Raw genomic sequence first — 20,640 nt, forward strand, 5'->3', positions numbered from 1 at the left:
ATTCCGACTATTTGTGAAACTGCAATCAATATGAAAACTCTTGTTTGCTCTTACAAAGAAGCAGAACTTTATCAAGAATACTTTCCTAACTTTGCTGTCGAGCGCGATAAATACACTTTCGTAATTAGAGCAAAAAAAAGTAAGCTTCACCCCTTGGGAATACACGACGGTTTAGGAAATATTCCCATGTCGAAGGAAAAGGCTATCAAGAAATTTAAGGAAAAAATTGATAAACATATTTACGCTCAAGAAAGGAATGAAAATCTAGACGATCTGCTTGAAATGGAAGATTATCAGAGAGAGCATACTGGATTACTACAATGGGAATCTGACCAAGCTTTTGATGGTGGTGGTGACTACGATGAAATAGATTAAGCAATCGCCCGCAAGTATATCGCCTGAAATACCAGTACCGCAAACAAGTTCGACAAGGCGCGATCTCGCGGAGCGAGCCGTTTCACGATCGCTTCAGTTGTCACAGGCTTCTTGATTGCAAGGCGACTTTTTGAACGGCAACAATTGCAGTTTAAACTGGATTATGACTGTAGATTCTGAACCAAACAAATCCAACCAATACGATAAAACCCAATGTTCTGCGAAAATAATTAACGCCTTGAAATAATTCAAGCCACGCCCAGGTAAACAAAGAACCAAAAGCTATTAAGTCTAATGCTATATTAGTCAGACCACTGGTAAAAACCAGCTTGAGCAAACTAGCCACGCCCCAGAGGATAATAGGTGGGTTTGGTGATTGAGCGATGACAATATTGCCATTGCTATCGCAGAAGAATTTATCGAACAACGTCTTTTTTTCCATAGTTTTTTTTTCGGTGTTTATCACTTAGTTTCACAGTTTGAAGAGAGATACACACGACCCAAAAGAAAGATTTTTCGTAGATTGACAGACGCTAATTCAAATTTTTTGTACAGATGTTATCCTGGCAGTCAACAGATACTATTACGGTTATAAATACTGCCATACCCGTACAGGCTCAGGATAGAAAAACCAAGAAATGAGCAAGACGATCGCCATTTTTAATCAAGCGGGCGGAGTGGGCAAAACCACTCTTACCCACAATCTCGGCTACCATTTAGCCAAACGCTCTCATTCCGTGTTGCTAGTTGACCTCGACCCCCAGGCTTCTTTGACTACTTTTATGGGTGTCGATACCGAAAGCCTAGAAAAAACTCCTTTTGATGCCCTAATTAACGAAGAACCTTTATTTATCCTCAAAGATATTGAGGGAATAGACCTTGCTCCCACTAATATCACTCTCAGCGTGGCAGAGATTCAACTGGTTAATCTAGATTTTCGTGAAGTTCGTCTCAAAGAATCCCTCGAACCAATTCGAGATGATTATGATTTTATTCTCATCGACTGCCCCCCTAGTTTGGGGTTACTCAGCTACACCAGCCTAGTAGCTGCCACCCACGTCCTCGTCCCCATCGAAACTCATTTCAAAGCCTTCCAGGGAACTAATTTATTGCTACAAACCATTGCCAAGGTCAGAAAACGAGGCAACCGCCAATTACAGCTAGCGGGTTTTGTTCCCTCCCGTTATGCTGTCAGCAATTCTCAGGATAAACGTACCCTTAAAGCAATTCAGGAACAGTTTGGTACAGTTGCCCCAGTCTACGAACCAATTCCCCGTACCACCGCTTTTGCTGATGCCTCAGAACAACAGTTACCATTAGCTCTTTATGACCCCAAGCATTCAGCCTTGAAGATTTTAGATGGACTAGCTACTCAGATAGAAAAACTATGACGGTTTTTAACAATTAATCAAAATGCTGTTACCAAAATAATATTACCAATAACGTTATTGGTAACAGTGAAACCCAGCCAAGACAAAGTGTTACCAAATTATTGGTATCGCTCAAGGTAAAACTATAAGTCATGTGTTACCAATAATCTACCCCGCTCAAAATCACTCTTTCTCTCAAATAACTGTTTACTGATGACTGATAACTGAATATGACTCCTACTAAAAAAACTACCCGTAAAAGCGATCGCCCGTACAATGCCACAGCTAATCTAGACGTTTTATTTGGCGATGAGGAAGCAACAACTAGCCCCCAAATAGTGAAAATTGATTCTATTTCACTACCAGCTTCTCAACCCCGACGTTATTTTGACCCTCAGAAATTAGAACAGCTAACTCAATCGGTCAAAGCACACGGCATCTTAGAAAATCTTCTCGTCAGACCTTTAGCAGGAAAAGAAGGAACGTATGAGTTGGTAGCAGGGGAAAGACGTTATTGCGCTGCTCAAGTTGCTGAATTAACGGAAGTTCCCGTTACCATTCGCGAACTATCCGATGAAGAAGCTCTCTCGATTGCTCTAGTGGAAAACTTACAGCGAGAAGACCTTAATCCCGTTGAAGAAACAGAAGGTATTGTTACCCTACTAGGAATCGAACTAAAAGAATCACCAGAAGCAGTGATTTCATTGCTGCACAAGATGGATAACGAGCAAAAAGGTAAAGTTACCAATAACGTTATTGGTAACGACGAAAAGCAAAAAATTGAGTCGGTATTTGACAACCTGGGACAGAATTGGCAGTCCTTTGTAAATAATCGGTTGCCCCTGTTAAAGCTACCCGAAGATATCATAGAAGTGCTGCGTCAGGGAAAAATAGCCTACACCAAAGCTAGGGCGATCGCTAAAATCAAAGACGAGCAGCAGAGAAATAATCTAATTGACGAAGCTGTTACCCAAAATCTTTCTCTGGTTCAGATTAAAGAAAGAATCAAAGCACTCTCAACTGAAGATAATTCTACTTCCTCACCTTCTACCCAAGTAAAAACCATAACCAGTCGTCTCAATCGCTCAAAACTATGGGAGAAAAACCCGAAGAAATGGAAGCAAGTACAGAATTGGTTACAAAAGATCGAAAATTTACTAGAAGACACATGAGTTTTTTCTCTAGTGAAAACTGGTAAGCTAATTTTCAACGGTTGAGATACAAAACGATAGTTATGTACCAAGTAGAGAAATGGCAGTATTCATCTTGGCAAAAAGACACTCGTTTTTACCTTCTGGAACTGTGTCAAGATTTATTTGGCAACTGGATTATCAAATGTACCTGGGGTAGTGCAGTCAAACAAGATTTTGGTCGCTCCAATTCTACAATTTGTCCCGATTATCAAACGGGTTTACTTTGGTACGAGAAACAACAAAACCGCCGTAGTAAACGAGGATATAGCCGACAGTTATGAGATTATTGATGTACAGGAAGAAAAATATCAATAAATAACTAATAAATGAACTTAAATAGCAATCTTATAATTGACGAAGCAAAAATCAAGTTATTTCAAGATTATTTATACTTAAAAACTGATTTTTATAATTGGTTTTCAAAATTCAATTTTTGTGAAGTGTATTACGATGGTTTGGATAAGTTTATTAATGTCATCAGTGAGTCTGAGCTTAATGGCTTAATCAAGAAAGATGGTACAAAACTGTTTGATGACCGAGAAATTAAACTTATTCTAGAAGCCAAACAATTTATTTCAGAACCTAATCACAAAATTGGATTATATCGATGCAAAGTCCGTTCCACAGTTACGCTATCGAGAGAAGTTGAGGTGGAATTTAAAGTTATAGATCGGGATTGTGTCAATATTAAGCAAGCCACTCACGAAGAATTTATTAAACAAGAAGCATTTGAAAAATATGACGAACTTTTTCCTGAAGAGGATTATTCAGAGTTTGAATTTGAAGAAGGAGAAAGTGATGTAATTGAAATTGAATACTTAGGCTCTTAGCAATCTGATTAAAGTTGCTTCAGATTTCAATTTTCAGAAAGTTTTTATAGATACACAGAAAGTTTTCAGCATGGGTAGCTCCTAATTTCTGAATCTCTTGGGGGAAATCATTCAAAGATACTGTGTTGCCTCCAATACCTAGTTTCTTTGCACCCTCCGCAGCCCCTGCGTGTAAATAAACCATAGTAGGCTGCATACTTAACCATGCTCCTAATCTTCGAGCAACATCATAGGCTGTAGTAACACCAAGACCTTTAACTCTATCGGTAACTGACTTAATCCAAGAATAAATGCTCTCGAAGTTATTAAAATCATCGGACTGAATATTGTCGCTTAGAGAAACTTCCAAACCCTCCTCTAGCTTATGAGCAACCCGACGCTGATGACCGTGCATCTTGCCATTTTCAAAGCGAGATCGCCATGCTCGTTCAATTGCTTCTGACCAAGTAATATTTTTGTCTCCCCACCATTTATCTTCCCAGTCATAAGAATTGCCATATTCCTCAAGATACTCATCAACTATATCCGCTAAGGTACTATTCTTAGAATCGTTGTTTTTGCTGTTACAGCTAGCAATCAGTTTTTTGCTCTGACATTTTTGAGATATTGAGTTCATTTGTATTTCAGAGTAGCGATCGCTATTTCTAAAAAGTTGTATCTAAACTCAAAGTACCCATATCGAGTGACTTAATTCCCCTTCCTCCTACCAAAAATCAAAGTTTTAAACCCAGTTCCGTTTCGTAGTAGTTCCGTTTCCCCAGCCCCTATAGAAGCAGAAAAAAATTAATTTTTTAACTATCGACGAATAATTACTGTTTTCAGATTGTAGGGCTGAAGCTTATAAAGGAGATGAAAGTCTATCTCTGAGAATAAATGAACCAAAGAAACAACGAGCCGAGTGAGCTTGAAACCAGATTATCTTCCAATGCTATCGATGCCGTAGCTAAAGCTTTTAACTTAGGAATGTCGCCCCAGGAACTTAAAGAATTCAAGCAGCAGACGATCGCAGATGCTCAGGCAATAATTAATGAGTGGGAAATCGAACAATGCCCATTAAGAGACACAGAAGAAAGCTAGCTAACGGCGAAGAGAAGATTTATACCTATGTAGTGTCGGGGGATGGTTCGCGCCGACAATCTCTGTCTGCCCGTGACAGTTCGGACTCGCTACAAATCTACAGGGGTAAAGAATTCCGTCGCATCGTGGCAGCACTTCAGGCAAATTCTAGTTTGTTAGTTGTGGGGGAAGCTGGTTGTGGCAAAACTTTCTTAGCTCAAGCCATTACCGCCGAATTAATTGAAATGAACTTTCAGGTAGCCGTCACCAAACCAGGAACGGTCAAGCAAATTCTAAACGATTTAGCCGAGCAATTGGGAGTGGATACGGAAAACCTCGACGGTAAGGCACTCTCGACAATGGGACTAATGAAGGAAATAGCTGACTGGTTATTAGTTAATACCGCATTTCTCATCTGCGACAATGCCCATCGCTTTCCCATCTCTTTGCGCTGTTGGTTAGATAAACTCCACACCCAAGGACAACCAATTTTACTACTAGCTACCTATCCTCCTGCACGAGACATTTTTCTCAAGCTACCCAGAATCGAACTACAACCGATGAAAGATTCGGCTACTAGAGCGATTATGTTAGAAGCTGCTGCGGAATTAAACCTGGAACTCACACCCGCCCAATTGTCTTCCCTACAGCAAAGAGTTGGAGGCAATCCCATGTTAGCCAAACGAGTAGTCAGAGAAGAATATTTAGGTTTAGACGGTCAGGCATTAGACCATACTCAATGGTTAGATATTACTCCCTACATCATTGCTGCTTTGATGTGTTTGGTACTGGTGCGCTTTATCGGTTTGGGATTCAACAACAAATCATTGTATCTACTAGGTGGCATCATTACCGTATCGGTAGCTGTAATTCGCCTCATTTTATACAGCTTGCCTCGTAGTAAAGGACGACTGGGACAATGATGTCGCGGACTCACATAGTCCTGGCTGTAGCTGCTACTTCTCTTATTTTAGGTACGGCTGACCCAATTGTCTTGAGTCTGGGGGCAGTTTGTTCTCAATTACCCGATGTAGATACCACTAAAAGTTTTTCAGGACGAATCCTATTTCCTCTCAGTAGCTATTTAGAAAAGCGTTTTGCCCATCGTTCCATTACCCATAGTTTTCTAGCATTATCTTTCTTTGCTATTCTTATTTTCCCCGTCACCTTCTTCGGCTATCAATACTATCTGGGTATGGTTTCTGGTTACTTCTGGGGCTTTTTTGGCGATGTCTTTACCAAATCAGGAGTAGCACTGTTTTATCCTTCTAAAGTTAGGGCTATCTGTCCCGCCAATCCCAGGTTGAGATTATCTACTGGCAGTAGTGCAGAATGGTTTGTCCTGTTTATCTTGGTAATCTTTGCCATTCTCAGCATTCAGATTAATTCAGCAGGAGGTATAGTTAGGAGCTTCAATCAAGCATTAGGCTTACCGTCAGGGGCAATAGAAACCGTCAACTCTGACGCATCCCGTTACTTACTCAAAGCGCACATCAAAGGACGTAACGCCATTACTCAAGAGCCAATAGAGAAGGCATACGAAATTATTCAACCTCTCAATCAAAATGACTTACTGGTTAAAGATGAACTGGGAACTACCTATCGGGTGGGCAATTCTCAAGAAAGCCAAATTATTGCCAGTCAAATGAAGATTGATCGAGTAGCACCGATAACTACTACCGTAACTAATATTTTCCTCGATGATGAGGACTTATACGAAAAGATCGCAGCCTTACCCCAAGAGCGAACCTATCTCAGTGGTACGCTAACTATCTTCGATACCGATGGTCTGATTATTCCCACCCACATAGACCGCTATGACACGATTACTTTACAGCCAGCCAGCGATATTGCCTATGCAAGGTTGATTGCTGCTACTCCACAGGAAGTGTTGAGGTTGTTGGGGGATTATTATGCCAGTGGGAATTTAGTAGTAAGGATTGTAAAGGGAAAATAGAAAATTTTATCAAAGTGTGTTTTTGTAAAAGAGATTTTGGGGAATTATAAAGCTATCAATACTAAGCTAATACCAAAATCATGATAAATCTTAAACTAAAAACAATCATACAATATTTAACTATTTTAATATCTATTTTAGCAATTTGTAAAACGGCATTAGCACAAATACTAGAGGTAGGAAATTCAACTGACACTTATATCTCTGCTAATCAAGGTAAGTTTATATTTAATAACTTGAAACTTGAAATTAAACACGGCTTCATGCCTTATCTTAGTGGAAATATTACTAATGATACGGATAGAGGATGGATAGACGCAAAGTTTGAAGTTATTCTTTACGATAAAAAAAATGAAATAATTGCAAAATCCATATTTCCTATAAACATATATGACTTGCCTAAAGGAGAGAGTCAACAAATTGGAGATATTGGGTTAAATGAAAAAAGCTTAAGCTCAAATTTTTCTTTCTCTGATCATGTCAAAAAAGCTAAAACATATGAAATGAAATTTGTAGGTGGTACTTATGATTCTGACTATAGTATCACTATGACCAAGCCAATATCAAACCAAAATTTAGAATTTGAAGATGATAATATAAGCTTGAACTGGATATTTGATGAATCACAATTAGTTTTTATTTTAAGAAATAAAACAGAAAATCCAATCAAAGTTGACTGGAATCAGGTTTCTTATATTGATGTTACTGGAAATGCTCAAAAAGTAATTCATGAAGGAGTAAAATACGTTAATCGTAATGAATCTCAGATTCCTACAGTGATTCCTCCAACTGCAAAAATTCAGGACATTATATTTCCTACTAATAATGTTAGTTATGTTTCAGGACAATATGGTGGATGGAGAGAGAAACCAATGTTTCCAGAAGGAGAAGAAGCAAAGATGTACGAGGGAAAATCATTTAGTGTTTTTATGCCTTTAGAAGTAAACGGAGAAACTAAAAATTACACATTTACTTTTGATATCACCAATGTATCTCACTAAAAATGATTGCTATTGCCTTATAGCTTAATCCAAAATCCAACCCAGATCACGGCTAAAACCCACAACCATAACCGATAACTGGTATTAGAACTCGATAACTAATACCCGCCGATGTTTGCCAGGAAAGAAAAACCCTTACCAATAGCCGTCCTCAAACCCGAACCCATCAACACCCAACAAACAAAAGGTGAAGGCATCCACTTAGGAGAGGGTTATTACTGGAATCCCGAAGCTTTACCCAACGGTCATATTGTGGCTATTGGTGCGTCTGGCAGTGGGAAGACGCAGACCCTCAAGGCGATCGCTTTTTCTCTCCATCAAACCTACCCAGAGATGCAGGTTATTCTGCTAGATTTTCACGGCGACCAAGAAATCATTGGTGAGACTTACTATCCGATACACATGGCATCTCCTCACGGTATCAATCCTTTGGTAGTCAATCTCGACCCTGAAGGGGGGGGTTCTAATTTACAAGCAATACAGATAGCGGGGATATTGAAGAAATCCCTGCGCCTTGGTCCTAATCAGGAAGGGATGCTGATTGAGATTATTAAAACTTGCTATCTCAAACGGGGTATAGTTCAGGAGCAACGGTCAACATGGAGTTTCGAGCCTCCTAATTTTGATGATATCGAAGAAGAACTGAACCGCCGAGTAGCTACGGCATTTCAAGATGAAGAGAAGAAAGAACTAGCCGAAAGTATCTGTGTTCGGGATTTACCAGTGGGTAAGCCTAACGCCAGTGGTATTTATTTCATTTTCCATCACAAAGGTGCAGGGGGAGAAAATATACCTCAATCCCCCCCATCTTCCCCATCTCTCTTATACATCGGTGCAGCTAGAGACATTCAAAAACGCATCGATGGACACCACCACATTCGTTACCTCCTCAAAGAACATTATCCAGGGGAAACCTTTCAAATCCGCTACTACGAACATCTATCTGATTGGCAGGAACTAATCAAACTCGAAAACTACCTGATCCAAATCCACAAACCACCTCTTAACCAAACCACCCTCAGAACCGAATGCAAAGAAAGCCAGAAATTAAAGCTAAAGCTAGCAGCTACTTTTCAGTATGGAGTTTTCAGCCGTCCCCAACCAGAGTTTAACGAGAAGCTGGTACGGATCGATCTATCCAAATTACCCACCGAACTAAGAGCGATCGCAGCCGAGTCTTTAGCATGGCAACTAATGAACCAACATCGCTTACAGGGAGAAATACAGGGTAGACTTCCCCGCACCTTCCTATTCATTGATGAAGCCAAGGAAATGCCCAAAAAGGAAGGCAGTGCTTGCGACCAAATAATTGCTGATGGGCGTAAATTCGGACTGGCTCTAGTAATGGCATCCCAATCAGAACGTCATCTATCTGCTGATGTTATTGGCAATTCCAGCACCAAAATTGTCTTACCAGTTGATCAAACAGAAGTTAAAAAGGTATCCCAAAAGTTTAGATTTTCCGAGAAAAAAGTAGAAGCTCTTACTCCCCTAACTGCCCTCTGTCGGTTTGGTAAAGATGCCGAACTACTAAAAATCCAGCCCTATTACCAACGTGAGCGAAGATGCTGAGTAAAGTTAGAAAGTTTCTCAAAAATAATTCTCCCGATTGGCTCAATACCGAAGTCAATAAAGACCTGCTGCAAAACCTTTCGGCAAATATTACAGCTTCCAAAAAAACCATTACCTCAACTAGCTATGACGATAATTACTCCCCTCGCCCAGAATTGGGAGAGGGGTTGGGGGTGAGGGCTAATAAACTAGACTCCAAACAGATTAGTAAACAGCCAATATCAACAACTTTAAACAGCGCACCGCAAAGCGGATCTCTTCGAGATCGCCCGCTCTTTACTGAAAACTATTTACAGTTCCCAACCCCAGGCACTCCACATTGGCGCAGAATCAGACAGGTATTTCAAGCACTCGACAACGCACCCCTTAACGCTTCTTATAACCAACTTATTGAATACGTCAGAAAAGCCACAGGCAAAGGTTGCTCCCGCAAACTTATCAGCAAATGGAAAAAACAAAAATTAAATTCAAATATTCCAGATAATAACTCAGGCGATCGCCATATAGAAGAAAGGACAGCAGCAATCTCTGCTTCACCAACAATAATTGATATCCCATCTAGTGTAAACAGTTTACAGTTAGCTGACAGTAACTCACTGATGTCTGTAAAAACTTGGTCGTATCTGGCAGCAGCAGGAATTATGGTTAGTTTAGTCGGCTGTGAAATCATCCCTTTTAACAATCGTTCGAGCGAAAACATTGCTATTGCTTCCGTTACTGCACCCATAACTCCCCTTCCCCCAATACCAGAAACAAGAAAGAATCGTTTAGAACCCCGCACCATCAAAATCGAACTCACTCTGTCTAATCCTCAAGACCTCAAAGTAAAACCAGGAGACAAGATAAGCGCAGGACAGGTATTGAGCGATCGCCTTAACGAACGTAACCGCCTCCAGGCTAAGAAAAAACAGCTACAGCTATCCCTAGAAAAACTCAACCTACCATTAACCCCAATTGCCCAACCCAAACCCATCCCCGAAATTAGTCCGTTACCTCCAGTTTCTTATGCTGAAGAGGAAGCAGCTATTAAACTCAAACAACAGAAGTTAACCGAAGCCGAACGAGCGATCGCCCTCCAGCAGAAAAAAATTGACTCCCTCACTCAACTTCAGACTTCCCCCAGTCATCGGTCTAAGGAAGAAGGCAATCTAAAACTTGTAATTGAACACGAACGAGCCAACCTAAAAAACCTAGAAGCTGCCAGACAGTCGGCACAAATCCAGCTAGAAGTGCAAGAGAGCAAACTTACTACCGCTAAAGAACAACGGGCATACATCGAATATCAAAGACAGCTAGAACAGACCCGAAGGGCGATCGCTATCGAACAAAGAAATCAAGCAATTGCCAGCCAGGAGTCTGAAAGAGAGCGACTGCTAGCAGAAAGGGAATACAGCCAAGCTCAAATTGAAACCCAGATACAAACTCTTGACCACCAAATAGAACAACTCAGCACCGTCAAAGCACCCTATGAAGGCACAATCAAAAAAATTAAATGGACTGGTCAATCTGACCATAATCTCACTGCCGTTGTTACTCTGGCAGTCAATGACAATCGCTCAACCATCGCCAACAGCACGGGCAAACCCACCCCAACTACAGAAGTTAGAGAAACCAGAGAAGAAGACAAATGATTCTCCAGAGTTACCCTGTTTGGATAGCAGCAGCGAATGTATTGAACTACTAGCAGAAATAGCGATCGCTAATTCCCCTGAATTAGTCACCCTAGACGAACAAATTGCCCTGATTGATAAGCGGTTAGAAGTAGCAGGAAAAAGGATCGAACACACATCCAAAAAACGTTGGACTAATTATCTTTCCACCGACCCCTTGAGAATAGCAGCCAATATTCTCGGTGGGGGAGACGTGCAGCGAAATAACATAGCGATCGCCGATTTAGAAGTTAAAAGTGCGGAATTGGAGGCATATCGAGCCAATCTGCACAGACGCAAAGCCGAGGTATCTTCGCAGTTACGAGAACAAGTTTTGGGTTTGGTGTTGGAATATGAAGCAGCAGTTAGGCAGTATTCATTAGTTGAATCTCAGTTAGCCAATCATCAGGTGCAGCAACAGATTATGGAGATTGATTATCGTTTTGGTAACGGTTCGACTAGCTCCTATCTTGCTCTTATTCAAGAAGAAGAAAAGTTAAATAATCAGTTAGTGCATAATCAGTCTACTCAATTGGAAATAGTTAGTAAGATTGGACAAATAACAGGATATAAGTTTAAAAATAAAGAAAATCTTTAAAATACTTGATTTACTTGCTTTTTAATGCGTTATCAGAGCTAAGTTGTTTAGAATGGAGCAGCATACAATACTAAATTACTAAAAAAGAATCAAATCCATTATGGTATATACAGTCTGGAGTGCATTTAATCGATTTAGAACAGATACCGTTGACCTCGCTCCAGATGTTACAGATCGAGCTAGAACAAGTCGTAATTATCTATTTGACCAGGTTAAAAGACTTGCGAATAATAACGCAGACTTTCCCAGACTAAAAGGTGGCTATTTATCATTTGGTTCATTTGCTAGAAAAACAAAAATTCAGCCATTAGATGATGTAGATATTTTGATTCTCTTAAATGATGAAAATACAGAAGTACAATCACTATACAACGAACCTTATACTTACTATTTAAAAGCTAAAAATAGCTTTGCTCCTTTATATTTATTTACTGATGATTATAACTATGTAAATTCAACAAAAATACTTAACAAAATCAAATATCATTTATCATCAATTAGTAATTATAAAAAAGCTGAGATTAAGAAGACTATGCAAGCAGTAACTCTTAATCTTAGTTCTTATGATTGGGTATTTGATATTGTACCAGCCGTACCTGCTTATAATTATTCTGGAAGTATAGCTTACTATTTGATACCAGATGGTAAAGGCAAGTGGATTAAAACAGATCCGCGAGTAGACTCAACCAATGTAACTAAAATTAACTCCAGACATAATGGTAAATTCTTACCAACGCTACGACTATTAAAGTATTGGAATCGGCGAACGCATAAGCCCAGACTTCAATCCTATTACTTTGAAACTTTAGCAATTCAAGTATTTCAATATGCTTCTTCAATTGATAATTTTCCTAATGCAATAAAATACTTTTTTGATAATTGTCCTTTTTATATAAATCAAATATGTTCAGACCCAAAGAATTTAGGAACAGCATTAGATTTATCTGTTCCTCAAAGCACAAAAGATAAAATTATTACTGCAATGTCCGAAGCCTCAACTTTTGCTAAATATGCTTTAGTCTATGAAGAGAAATCAGATAATAAAGAAGCTATTTATTGGTGGCAAAGAATTTTCGGCTATGAGTTTCCTTCTTACGGCTAGTAATAGATATAGTTAAATGATTATCAATGAATTCAATTACTCAAGAACAGTTAGAACATAAGCAGTTAGAGCGTCTCGCAGCCCAAAGACAAATTTACTCAGATGCCAAAAAAATTCAAGCAATTAACATGATTCTTAGTGTACCAGCAGTTATTGTTTGGTCTATTTTAGTGGTGAAATTTCCTGATTTAAAAATCTGGTCTGCTTTTTGGGGAATTACTGTAACTTTTTTAGGATTTATTGTATTTAATCCTTTCCAAAAAGAACTACAAGAAAAGGCTGCTAAAATTCAACAATTATTTGATTGTGATGTACTTCAATTAAGTTGGAATGAACTCAATTCTGGAAAGCGTCCTGAACCAGAATTAATTTGCCAAAAAAGTCGAAATTATAGACGTAATCATTCTGATTATTCAAAACTAAAAGATTGGTATCCAATTGGTGTAAGTCAATTACCAATTCATTTAGGTCGTTTAGTTTGTCAACGTACTAATTGCTGGTGGGATGCTCAATTAAGAAGACGGTATGCTTACTATATACAGTTAATAATTATTGGGTTATCAATATTTGTATTTTTAATAGGATTTATTAATGGTTTAACCTTAGAAAAATTTTTCTTAGCAGTATTTTTTCCTTTGACACCTGTATTATTTTTTGGAATTAATCAATATCGCGATAATATTGAAGCTGCTTCTAGATTAGATCGTCTAAAAGATGAAGCAGAAAGTTACTGGCGACAAGCTATTAATCAAAAATTAGTACCTCAAGAACTCACTCAATTATCTTATAAGTTACAAAATAGTATCTATGATAATCGTCGCCGAAATCCGTTAATCTTCGATTGGATATATAACCGTATTAGAGATGAAAATGAAGAACAAATGAATCAAGGTGCTGAAGCTTTGATTGAAGAATTATTTAAAAACCCTTAATATGAAGCGAAATATATCTCGTTTTTATTTGAATTATTTTCTTTACCAGATTATTCTTAACTCTACCCAAAATCCTTCACTTCAATTCATTTTAGGTAAAAATACGGTTTAAGAAATAATTAAGAATCTTCTACCCTGGTATTAAGACCGTTACCAGTTATTACCACTGTGACCACCCAAGCCCCCACACCGTAACCATTATGAGTAAAGACAAGAGAGAGCAAGTTTTCCAAGCCTGTCAAGAATTATTAGAAGAAGAAAAAAGCGTTACCGTCAGAGCAGTAATAGATCGCGTTGGTGGTTCTTCTCGCGACATTTCCCCCATCGTCAAAGAATTTAAAGAAAACCTCGAACAAGAAAGCTTTCTCTCCGTCTCAGAAAAAGCCGAAGTCGATTACAGTCATTCTGATGAAGAAGAACACATTAATGCTGACCCCGTAGCAGCTAATTTAGAAAGAGTGGACAGAGAGGCTCAACTAATTGCTGCCAGAAAGATTATTGCTACTGCTTACTACGAAAAAACGCAGCAGTTTAACTTACCAGGACTACAGGAAGAAGTAAATCAGGCATTATCGGAGGTTGATGCCTTAGTTAATTCCCAGACATTATCCCCAAAAGGGATGTTGAACTGGCTCAAGGGGAGACAGAAACAACCACAATATTAGAAGACAAACCCAAACTAGAGCAGCCAGAAATAGTTTCTTCACCAAAACCACAGAAGCACTCGGTATCGGATAAGTCCGATAAACCCGATAAACAAACTGACTCAATTAAACTCAAACAACCAACAGATTCCCATCCCACCCCTCAACTTACTTACTCTCAAGTTGCTATAGCTGAGAGGAGATCGCTACTTAAAACTTGGTTGGCATCTGTTATCGGTACGGCGATCGCTTTTGCCTTAGTATCTGGTATCAAAGACATTAGGGCATTAGTCACAACTTCCATGAGTGCTGGCAGCATTGCTTTCGTCGTTTCCGCCCTCAGTAACAATGGAAATAACAAGTGATATTTCGCATGGATGCAATCAAGCTCCACTGAATAATCATCCGATACTTCAGCTTATCCATCTTTAACGAGAGGAGATATTATTGACTGACTCTATGAGTGTTTGGCTTAACCACCGTAGCATCATCCCAAAAATCATCATCTGTCGGCTGACAATCAGGATCGGCTTTAGCTAGGGTTTCTATCTCTTCCTCGGTCATTTCTTTAACTTTTTGCCAATCAGTCAAGCTTTGGCTCTGTTTCACTTCATCCATAGATAGTCTGGTAATATTTGTTTCGCTCACGTTTGGTTGCCCTCAAGCGCACTAATAATTCTGCGTACCTCACCCCGCCACGTATAAACAACATAGAGAACTACGCCGTTTACTTCCCCCAAAGCAACAATTCTAGTCTCTTCACGGACATCTCACGGGGGCGAATTCGATTCGCCCCACGTGTCCTTATAATCATAACGATTGTCTACCCTTTCCAGCACGGGACGGTTAAATATCTTAGCTGCATCGACAAAATCAATACCGTGTTTGCTCAGATTAGACTGACGTTTGTTTTCATCCCATTCAAACTCCATAATCACCCACTTTCTTTGTTACCCTCTAATCTGTCAAACCAGAAAGCATTTCCGACAATTCCACCTGGTCTTTAGCCCGATTGTCATCATAAATCATCAAAGTATCGATCTGACGGTGACGGGACAACTTCTGCACCTTCCGCACATTCCCATCGGTAGCATCCAAAGCAGCCGTAATCGAACTGTGCCTTACCCGATGGGGACTCATCCGTTTGGTTATCCCTGCCTCCCGACAATAGCGACGCACCAGCTTATAAATTCCATCCCCAGTGATCCGATGTCCCTTGTGCTTAAAATCTAGAGCCACAAACAACGGTTCTTTCTTCTTCTTGTGCTTGTATGCTTTACACCAATCTAGCAGCGCGTTGGTAGTAGAGGTACTCAAGCCGATAATCTCCGTCTGCGTACCCTTGCCCTTCCCTAATATGGTTAATTCCCTAGATAAAGGCTCAAAATCCCCATAATTTAACAAACTAACCTCATTTCGTCGCAGAGCATTGTCCCACAGCAGCTTCAACAGGGCATAATCCCTAATCCCTTGTAATGAAGAGCGATCGCAAAGATCGAGAACCTTGCGATACTCTTCTGGACTAATCCCCGTCGTATCCCTGTATTGCTGAACCCGTTCCCCCTTCACATCTTCCAGGGTAAACTGACAGATACCCAACTTACGACCCATGCTACACAGAGTTTTAATCGAAGCCAACCGCCGATTGACCGTCGCTTCCGATAATCCCTTATCAAATAATTTAGATTTGTAATTCAGCACCACTCCCACCGCAGCCGAACGTTCTAAGTGCAAAAACTCCAGCACCGCATCTAAGTTGGCAACCTGACCCGTAGTGACTCGAAAAAAGTCATTGAGGTCTTTAGCATAAGCCTTTCTGGTACTGGGATTGCGTTTGTCGAGAAGGAATTGAGCTAGCACGTCAGGTTCGGTATGAGTAAAATGTCTCTCAATTTTGGCATTGAAAGAGTTTTCTAGATGTGATGGAGTATGATGAGTAATTTTTTCCATTCTATGATATCGAAAACCGCTCTTTCCAATAGCGCAGTCGGTAATATCCTTACTGTACCGTGATTTGGGACTGTTTGTTATTACCGATAATTTTTAACTAAAATGACCCTTACTATCAACTTTTTATTTTTTAATAGAGAACAAAATCCTGTGAGATACAACTACTCATGATTGATGGCGGTCGCCTTCGGCGCAGCGAAGCTGTCCGCATCGCGCCTCGCGTTTGAGCGAGATCGCGCCTAAAAAACTACTCTCTTAACAGTACGCGGGCAACTTTACCAAAAATTTAGACTTCACAAGTTATATATGAAGGAAATTTCACTTAATACCCAACAATACCGCCTAATATTGGGAAAAATACTTATTTATACTCTCTCAAATCTCTTTATCCCAATTTGAGCTTATTTGCTCTTAGTTATGAAATTAAAACAAATATTCAATACCACCATTCTCACTATTGGCTTGCTGCTCGCTGGCTACTCCTATTTAAAGTCGCAAAATAAACTCTCCTTGGACTTCGCTTCTACCACCAAATCAATCGACTCCAAGCCTTGGCTAATTAAAGACAATAGTAGCATCTACGATGGTGACACTCTGCGAGTAGTCCGAGGTTCGGAAGAATTAAAGATTAGGTTCTGTGGTATCGATGCCCCAGAACGCGACCAAAAGTTGGGAATTGAATCTAGAGATTATTTGCGAAGTCTTGTTGCTCAAGGAGACGGCACAATCTACGTTTTACCCATCGAAAAGGATAGATATGGGCGTACTGTAGCTGAGTTATGGATACCGATTAAACCCGACTATGAGCGAGAAATACATCTAAATACAGCAATGGTTGAAGCTGGTATGGCATGGCATTACGAGAAGTATTCAGGTAATTGTGAGAGTGCTGAGAATTTGGTCTGGGCAGAAAAGATTGCCAGAGAAGATAAATTAGGAATTTGGGCAAGTAACAGTCAACCACCTTGGGAATTTAGAGCATCTAAAAAAGCTAATAAATAATGCCTAGAGTATTAAAAGTTTATTTATTAGAAAAAATTAAACTATACACACTTACTACGCAAACCCCATTAAACACTCTACCGTTGAATCATTTGAATGTAAGTAAGGGTTTGTTGGTATCCAGCCATATTTCCTGAATCCAAGAAAAGTTTGGCTGCGTGTTGTAAATCTTCTAAACCTTCTTGGTTATCTCCTAACTGAGCGCGGATCAATCCACGATTGCCATAGGCTTCTGCTAAAGTAGGATCGAGCTTAATCGCTTGGTTATAATCAGCAATTGCACCTTGAAAATTTTTTAGCTCAGTACGTGCTTTGCCCCGATTGTAGTAAGCATCAACAAAATTAAAATCAAAATGTAAGGCTTGGTCAAAGTTGTCTACTGCTTGGTATAGATTGCCTTGCTGTGCAAGAACGATTCCTTTTCTGTTAAGAGCATCAGCATGACGGGGAGCAACTTTTAGTGCCAGATCGAATTGGGCGATCGCTCGCTCTAAATTTCCTAAGCCAAAGTACGCAATTCCTCACCGACAATCCTCCAAAAGTTAATGTCATCACGGACATCTCAGTCTCGCGAATTCGATTCGCCCCACGTGTCCTCCCCAAGATAATGCCTGATGTCTTCATCGGTTTCATGGCTGGATTGTTCTTGCTGTAACTCAGAACAAAAAAATTACCTCTCAATACCATTCTAGTAACAGAACACAGAATTAATCTGACATCAGACTTCTTTGATGATTTAGAAGTTAACAAGCAATGCCGTACCGTACATAACTATTAATCCCGCACTAAATCCCGCCAAACTAATCTTAGATAACCATGTACCACCGATTTTACTGGCGGTACGTGCCAAATACGAACCTACTTCTACGATTACCTGTAAAATCGCTCCCACACCAATGCCCATAAAGATTGCTGCCCAGTGAGGAGAAAAGGCAAAAACGCCCAGCCAAGTTCCTAATACCGCAGGTAGTCCCGCTAAAGCAGTCAAGCCTAGAAAAGTAATGAAGGTCGGTTTAGATTTAACCAAAGGTGCAGCAATACCAATCCCTTCTGTTAAGTTGTGCAGAGTAAAACCAACTACCAAAAGCGAACCGAGGGCAGCTTCTCCGACAGCAAAAGCCGTACCAATTGCTAGTCCTTCTCCTAAATTATGAATGCCAATACTGAAAGATAGGTAAGTAGATAGGCTTTGTCCTTCAGGAGCTTTACCTCGACTGCGACCGATAGTTAGAATCGTTAGAAAAGAGATAGCTGCGATCGCCCAAACTAAAATACTGCCTGAAAATGCGTTGGCTGCACCTCTAGCAAGTTCTAGCCCTTCTTCAATAGTATCTACCAACAGAAAAGCCAGCATTCCCAAGGTTAAAGCGAGAATAAACTTCATTCCTTCTCCACCTAAAGACTTGAGAGACGGATAAAACAGCATTCCCAATCCTACGGGGACAACACCAACATATAACCCCAGTAAAGTAAAGCCCCAAAGACGGCTCAAGGAAAATTGAGGCGTAGCTACAGCTACATCGATAGTATGTTCAAAACTAATTCCCGTATTGGTAATCAAGTTAAGATGATGGGTTTCGTTTTCTACCCAAGGATAGGGCAGATCGATCCAAGCAGTTGAGAGTCTAGGTAAAGCACCTGAAGGCTTTTGGGTGAACGTCCAGTAAGAACCATCTACCTGCACTTGGGCAATTTGCATTGGTTCTGAACCTTCTGCCCTCACTAACAAGGAAATACCGCGATCTGCTAAGACAGTTCGTTCTACGGTCAGATTTTCTAGAGGAGGTGCAGAAATACCTAATGGACTGAGGGGATTGGTAGAAAGGAAAATACCAATCGAAGTAACTAGTGCTACCAATGGCAAAACAGCCCACAACCAAGTTTTTTTCATGCCACCACCTCAAAGGCACTCATCCAGCCGAGTTCGAGGAATTCTGACTGATGGGCGTGGAACATATACTGTCCTGGGGCGTGTTCTTTGAAGGAAAATTCTAAAATACCTCGCTGTCCCTGGCACTGCATCACGGTATCGATGGTGCGAAGAGTAGGCGTTAGGGTCGTTCCACTATCGTAATAGTCAAAGAAATTACCGTGAAGATGAAAAGAGTTAACTGGGTCAAACTCCGTCACGTTAATTAAATAAACTCGCACGGGGCGATCTCGTTCGATGCGGAGAGGTCGCTTCATAAATTCGTGGGGAATTGTATTAACGGCATAAAATTCGTTTTCCTCATCAAAGTTGGTGTCAAACGCATTCATCACCATTAAAAATTCCTGCCACTGTTGATTTTCGGGAGTTCCTAATAAACGCGATCTCGCCTCTTGTTCGGCTTCGGGATGGCTTTTGGGGTCAGGATCGATAATAAATGCGCCGTAAAGTCCTTTGTGTAGGTGTCGCTTAAAAGGGGCAGAATGACAGTGATAGAGATGACAGCCAAAAGGTTTAGCATCAAATTCGTACACTACTTCTCCTCCTGGCATGGCTTCTAGCGTCCCAGGAACGCCATCTTGTCTGGCAGAATGAATACCGTGAAAGTGAATGGTGTGGGGATGTCGGCTTTTATTGCGGAAATTAATCTTAACGCGATCTCCTTCGGTTACTCTAATGGTAGAACCAGGAACTCGACCGTTATAAGTCCAGGCGGGGTAAAATACCCCAGGTGCAATTTCAATTTCCCGTTCTTCAACAGCAATATCATATTCTCGCCAAGTCTGACCGTTAGGTAGTTGAGAGACTTTTCCCCCGTCCCAATCGTTTAGAATATCGCGGGGACTAAAACCATTGCGATCGTTATCCACATCACCTACCGTAGTGCTGCCACCGTGAACTGCACTATTAGTAACTTGAGAATTATGCTGTTGGGAATTTTGAGCTAATGCTTTATTGGGTAAAAACTTTCCTAAGATACTTCCCCCTCCGAGCAAACCCAGTTCCAACAGCGATCGCCTGGAAACATTAAATATCATTTTTAAGACTTTTCATATTCTTCTCATAATCTTAGCAGAAGTTAGAGATTGATAAATTTTGTTCGTGATAACTATGGTAGTCTCAAGAGAAGAGTAGGTTCTAATGAGGAACAGCCATTAGAAGTAATGGGGAAAGTTCGGTGTAAATCCGACGCTGTCCCGCAACTGTAAAGAGACTGAATACTTACGTTTCTAAGTCAGGATGCCCGCCACTCGGTTAAATTAAATTGATATCTGCGAGGTACAGATCGTGATTAGTACAAGTAATTTTTGGCAACACACCCAGCGTTTTGTTTTATCATTGCCGATGCAGGTTGTCTTGTTGGTTAGTCTGTGCATGATAATTCTCTGGACGCTTTATTTCTCTACATATCCTCCTGTTCACGACGCACTACACGAAACTCGTCACCACACTCTGACAGTCCCTTGTCATTAATTAGGG

26 protein-coding genes, 1 pseudogene and 1 riboswitch are annotated in these 20,640 nt (G+C 40.2%); of the genes and pseudogenes, 17 read left to right on the top strand and 10 right to left on the bottom strand.

Annotation, left to right across the window (positions count from 1 at the left end; translation table 11 throughout):
* The first annotated feature begins 30 nt into the window (after positions 1–30).
* A complete protein-coding gene (locus tag STA7437_RS24165; protein ID WP_015195719.1) occupies positions 31–375 on the top strand; it encodes a hypothetical protein in 345 nt (114 codons plus the stop codon).
* 151 nt (positions 376–526) lie between these two features.
* On the opposite strand, the gene STA7437_RS24170 is transcribed toward STA7437_RS24165, so the two are convergent.
* Positions 527–817, bottom strand: a complete 291-nt coding sequence (locus tag STA7437_RS24170; RefSeq protein WP_041620663.1) for a hypothetical protein — start codon at positions 815–817, stop codon at positions 527–529.
* Between the two features lie 196 nt (positions 818–1,013).
* On the opposite strand from STA7437_RS24170, the gene STA7437_RS24175 reads away from it, so the two are divergent.
* The 4 genes from STA7437_RS24175 to STA7437_RS24190 all read left to right on the top strand — a co-directional run bounded on the left by STA7437_RS24175 (position 1,014) and on the right by STA7437_RS24190 (position 3,768).
* Positions 1,014–1,766, top strand: coding sequence for a ParA family protein (locus STA7437_RS24175; RefSeq protein WP_015195721.1), 753 nt, complete (start codon positions 1,014–1,016; stop codon positions 1,764–1,766).
* A 209-nt stretch (positions 1,767–1,975) separates the two neighbouring features.
* On the top strand, positions 1,976–2,917 hold the full coding sequence (locus STA7437_RS24180) for a ParB/RepB/Spo0J family partition protein (RefSeq protein ID WP_015195722.1): 942 nt from the start codon (positions 1,976–1,978) through the stop codon (positions 2,915–2,917).
* A gap of 62 nt (positions 2,918–2,979) precedes the next feature.
* Positions 2,980–3,219, top strand: a complete 240-nt coding sequence (locus tag STA7437_RS24185; protein ID WP_015195723.1) for a WGR domain-containing protein — start codon at positions 2,980–2,982, stop codon at positions 3,217–3,219.
* Positions 3,220–3,264: 45 nt separating this feature from the next.
* The gene (locus tag STA7437_RS24190; RefSeq protein WP_015195724.1) at positions 3,265–3,768 is read left to right on the top strand and encodes a hypothetical protein; all 504 of its coding nucleotides are present in this window, start codon (positions 3,265–3,267) and stop codon (positions 3,766–3,768) included.
* Positions 3,769–3,787: 19 nt separating this feature from the next.
* On the opposite strand, the gene STA7437_RS24195 is transcribed toward STA7437_RS24190, so the two are convergent.
* A complete protein-coding gene (locus STA7437_RS24195; RefSeq protein ID WP_015195725.1) occupies positions 3,788–4,384 on the bottom strand; it encodes a hypothetical protein in 597 nt (198 codons plus the stop codon).
* 257 nt (positions 4,385–4,641) lie between these two features.
* Between STA7437_RS24195 and STA7437_RS24200 the strand changes: the two genes are divergently transcribed.
* From STA7437_RS24200 to STA7437_RS24245, 10 genes are all read left to right on the top strand, one after another.
* A complete protein-coding gene (locus STA7437_RS24200; RefSeq protein ID WP_015195726.1) occupies positions 4,642–4,845 on the top strand; it encodes a hypothetical protein in 204 nt (67 codons plus the stop codon).
* Complete coding sequence (locus STA7437_RS24205; RefSeq protein ID WP_015195727.1) at positions 4,815–5,747, top strand: AAA family ATPase; 933 nt, start codon at positions 4,815–4,817, stop codon at positions 5,745–5,747. The genes STA7437_RS24200 and STA7437_RS24205 overlap by 31 nt, the downstream gene beginning before the upstream one ends.
* Complete coding sequence (locus STA7437_RS24210; protein ID WP_015195728.1) at positions 5,744–6,781, top strand: metal-dependent hydrolase; 1,038 nt, start codon at positions 5,744–5,746, stop codon at positions 6,779–6,781. The genes STA7437_RS24205 and STA7437_RS24210 overlap by 4 nt, the downstream gene beginning before the upstream one ends.
* 80 nt (positions 6,782–6,861) lie before the next feature.
* Positions 6,862–7,782 carry a hypothetical protein gene (locus tag STA7437_RS24215; protein WP_015195729.1) on the top strand — a complete coding sequence of 307 codons (921 nt, stop codon included), beginning with the start codon at positions 6,862–6,864 and terminating at the stop codon, positions 7,780–7,782.
* Between the two features lie 111 nt (positions 7,783–7,893).
* Positions 7,894–9,354: an ATP-binding protein gene (locus STA7437_RS24220; RefSeq protein WP_015195730.1), complete on the top strand. Its 1,461-nt coding sequence runs from the start codon at positions 7,894–7,896 to the stop codon at positions 9,352–9,354.
* On the top strand, positions 9,348–10,985 hold the full coding sequence (locus STA7437_RS24225) for a hypothetical protein (RefSeq protein WP_015195731.1): 1,638 nt from the start codon (positions 9,348–9,350) through the stop codon (positions 10,983–10,985). The genes STA7437_RS24220 and STA7437_RS24225 overlap by 7 nt, the downstream gene beginning before the upstream one ends.
* Positions 10,900–11,601 carry a hypothetical protein gene (locus tag STA7437_RS24230; RefSeq protein WP_150109208.1) on the top strand — a complete coding sequence of 234 codons (702 nt, stop codon included), beginning with the start codon at positions 10,900–10,902 and terminating at the stop codon, positions 11,599–11,601. The genes STA7437_RS24225 and STA7437_RS24230 overlap by 86 nt, the downstream gene beginning before the upstream one ends.
* Before the next feature lie 100 nt (positions 11,602–11,701).
* Positions 11,702–12,703 (top strand): nucleotidyltransferase family protein, encoded by a 1,002-nt coding sequence (locus STA7437_RS24235; RefSeq protein ID WP_015195733.1) that lies wholly within the window; start codon positions 11,702–11,704, stop codon positions 12,701–12,703.
* Positions 12,704–12,729: 26 nt separating this feature from the next.
* Positions 12,730–13,635: an S-4TM family putative pore-forming effector gene (locus tag STA7437_RS24240; protein ID WP_015195734.1), complete on the top strand. Its 906-nt coding sequence runs from the start codon at positions 12,730–12,732 to the stop codon at positions 13,633–13,635.
* 200 nt (positions 13,636–13,835) lie between these two features.
* The gene (locus tag STA7437_RS24245) at positions 13,836–14,300 is read left to right on the top strand and encodes a DNA-binding protein (RefSeq protein ID WP_015195735.1); all 465 of its coding nucleotides are present in this window, start codon (positions 13,836–13,838) and stop codon (positions 14,298–14,300) included.
* Here the strand turns inward: STA7437_RS24245 and STA7437_RS26740 are convergent.
* The 5 genes and pseudogenes from STA7437_RS26740 to STA7437_RS24260 form a co-directional block, all read right to left on the bottom strand.
* Positions 14,269–14,439, bottom strand: a complete 171-nt coding sequence (locus tag STA7437_RS26740; protein WP_171815493.1) for a hypothetical protein — start codon at positions 14,437–14,439, stop codon at positions 14,269–14,271. The two genes, STA7437_RS24245 and STA7437_RS26740, sit on opposite strands and share 32 nt — an antisense overlap.
* An 18-nt stretch (positions 14,440–14,457) precedes the next feature.
* Entirely contained in the window at positions 14,458–14,598 is a 141-nt protein-coding gene (locus tag STA7437_RS26745; RefSeq protein WP_171815494.1) for a hypothetical protein, read from the bottom strand.
* Positions 14,599–14,723: 125 nt separating this feature from the next.
* Positions 14,724–14,927, bottom strand: a complete 204-nt coding sequence (locus STA7437_RS26375) for a hypothetical protein (protein WP_071882449.1) — start codon at positions 14,925–14,927, stop codon at positions 14,724–14,726.
* Positions 14,890–15,211: pseudogene (locus STA7437_RS24255) on the bottom strand (BrnT family toxin). Before STA7437_RS24255 ends, STA7437_RS26375 begins: the two are co-directional and overlap by 38 nt.
* Positions 15,212–15,236: 25 nt before the next feature.
* Positions 15,237–16,229, bottom strand: coding sequence for a tyrosine-type recombinase/integrase (locus STA7437_RS24260; RefSeq protein ID WP_015195737.1), 993 nt, complete (start codon positions 16,227–16,229; stop codon positions 15,237–15,239).
* A gap of 417 nt (positions 16,230–16,646) precedes the next feature.
* Here STA7437_RS24260 and STA7437_RS24265 point away from each other — a divergent pair, with 417 nt between their 5' ends.
* Positions 16,647–17,231 carry a thermonuclease family protein gene (locus STA7437_RS24265; RefSeq protein WP_015195738.1) on the top strand — a complete coding sequence of 195 codons (585 nt, stop codon included), beginning with the start codon at positions 16,647–16,649 and terminating at the stop codon, positions 17,229–17,231.
* 77 nt (positions 17,232–17,308) lie between these two features.
* On the opposite strand, the gene STA7437_RS27550 is transcribed toward STA7437_RS24265, so the two are convergent.
* The 3 genes from STA7437_RS27550 to STA7437_RS24280 form a co-directional block, all read right to left on the bottom strand.
* Positions 17,309–17,749: a tetratricopeptide repeat protein gene (locus STA7437_RS27550; RefSeq protein ID WP_083856904.1), complete on the bottom strand. Its 441-nt coding sequence runs from the start codon at positions 17,747–17,749 to the stop codon at positions 17,309–17,311.
* 218 nt (positions 17,750–17,967) lie between these two features.
* The gene (locus STA7437_RS24275) at positions 17,968–19,122 is read right to left on the bottom strand and encodes a ZIP family metal transporter (RefSeq protein ID WP_015195739.1); all 1,155 of its coding nucleotides are present in this window, start codon (positions 19,120–19,122) and stop codon (positions 17,968–17,970) included.
* The gene (locus STA7437_RS24280) at positions 19,119–20,198 is read right to left on the bottom strand and encodes a multicopper oxidase domain-containing protein (RefSeq protein WP_041620668.1); all 1,080 of its coding nucleotides are present in this window, start codon (positions 20,196–20,198) and stop codon (positions 19,119–19,121) included. The genes STA7437_RS24275 and STA7437_RS24280 overlap by 4 nt, the downstream gene beginning before the upstream one ends.
* Positions 20,199–20,275: 77 nt before the next feature.
* Positions 20,276–20,426: riboswitch (cobalamin riboswitch) on the top strand.
* Between the two features lie 22 nt (positions 20,427–20,448).
* On the opposite strand from STA7437_RS24280, the gene STA7437_RS25740 reads away from it, so the two are divergent.
* Entirely contained in the window at positions 20,449–20,634 is a 186-nt protein-coding gene (locus tag STA7437_RS25740; RefSeq protein WP_245562222.1) for a CbtB domain-containing protein, read from the top strand.
* The last annotated feature ends 6 nt before the right edge of the window (positions 20,635–20,640 follow it).

Source organism: Stanieria cyanosphaera PCC 7437, from assembly GCF_000317575.1.
GTDB lineage: Bacteria > Cyanobacteriota > Cyanobacteriia > Cyanobacteriales > Xenococcaceae > Stanieria > Stanieria cyanosphaera.

Coding starts and splice junctions, on each gene's coding strand:
- STA7437_RS24165 (WP_015195719.1), top strand. CDS start 31: ATGAAAACTCTTGTTTGCTCTTACAAAGAAGCAGAACTTTATCAAGAA.
- STA7437_RS24170 (WP_041620663.1), bottom strand. CDS start 817: ATGGAAAAAAAGACGTTGTTCGATAAATTCTTCTGCGATAGCAATGGC.
- STA7437_RS24175 (WP_015195721.1), top strand. CDS start 1,014: ATGAGCAAGACGATCGCCATTTTTAATCAAGCGGGCGGAGTGGGCAAA.
- STA7437_RS24180 (WP_015195722.1), top strand. CDS start 1,976: ATGACTCCTACTAAAAAAACTACCCGTAAAAGCGATCGCCCGTACAAT.
- STA7437_RS24185 (WP_015195723.1), top strand. CDS start 2,980: ATGTACCAAGTAGAGAAATGGCAGTATTCATCTTGGCAAAAAGACACT.
- STA7437_RS24190 (WP_015195724.1), top strand. CDS start 3,265: ATGAACTTAAATAGCAATCTTATAATTGACGAAGCAAAAATCAAGTTA.
- STA7437_RS24195 (WP_015195725.1), bottom strand. CDS start 4,384: ATGAACTCAATATCTCAAAAATGTCAGAGCAAAAAACTGATTGCTAGC.
- STA7437_RS24200 (WP_015195726.1), top strand. CDS start 4,642: ATGAACCAAAGAAACAACGAGCCGAGTGAGCTTGAAACCAGATTATCT.
- STA7437_RS24205 (WP_015195727.1), top strand. CDS start 4,815: ATGCCCATTAAGAGACACAGAAGAAAGCTAGCTAACGGCGAAGAGAAG.
- STA7437_RS24210 (WP_015195728.1), top strand. CDS start 5,744: ATGATGTCGCGGACTCACATAGTCCTGGCTGTAGCTGCTACTTCTCTT.
- STA7437_RS24215 (WP_015195729.1), top strand. CDS start 6,862: ATGATAAATCTTAAACTAAAAACAATCATACAATATTTAACTATTTTA.
- STA7437_RS24220 (WP_015195730.1), top strand. CDS start 7,894: ATGTTTGCCAGGAAAGAAAAACCCTTACCAATAGCCGTCCTCAAACCC.
- STA7437_RS24225 (WP_015195731.1), top strand. CDS start 9,348: ATGCTGAGTAAAGTTAGAAAGTTTCTCAAAAATAATTCTCCCGATTGG.
- STA7437_RS24230 (WP_150109208.1), top strand. CDS start 10,900: ATGACAATCGCTCAACCATCGCCAACAGCACGGGCAAACCCACCCCAA.
- STA7437_RS24235 (WP_015195733.1), top strand. CDS start 11,702: ATGGTATATACAGTCTGGAGTGCATTTAATCGATTTAGAACAGATACC.
- STA7437_RS24240 (WP_015195734.1), top strand. CDS start 12,730: ATGAATTCAATTACTCAAGAACAGTTAGAACATAAGCAGTTAGAGCGT.
- STA7437_RS24245 (WP_015195735.1), top strand. CDS start 13,836: ATGAGTAAAGACAAGAGAGAGCAAGTTTTCCAAGCCTGTCAAGAATTA.
- STA7437_RS26745 (WP_171815494.1), bottom strand. CDS start 14,598: ATGCTGCCAGCACTCATGGAAGTTGTGACTAATGCCCTAATGTCTTTG.
- STA7437_RS24260 (WP_015195737.1), bottom strand. CDS start 16,229: ATGGAAAAAATTACTCATCATACTCCATCACATCTAGAAAACTCTTTC.
- STA7437_RS24265 (WP_015195738.1), top strand. CDS start 16,647: ATGAAATTAAAACAAATATTCAATACCACCATTCTCACTATTGGCTTG.
- STA7437_RS24275 (WP_015195739.1), bottom strand. CDS start 19,122: ATGAAAAAAACTTGGTTGTGGGCTGTTTTGCCATTGGTAGCACTAGTT.
- STA7437_RS24280 (WP_041620668.1), bottom strand. CDS start 20,198: ATGATATTTAATGTTTCCAGGCGATCGCTGTTGGAACTGGGTTTGCTC.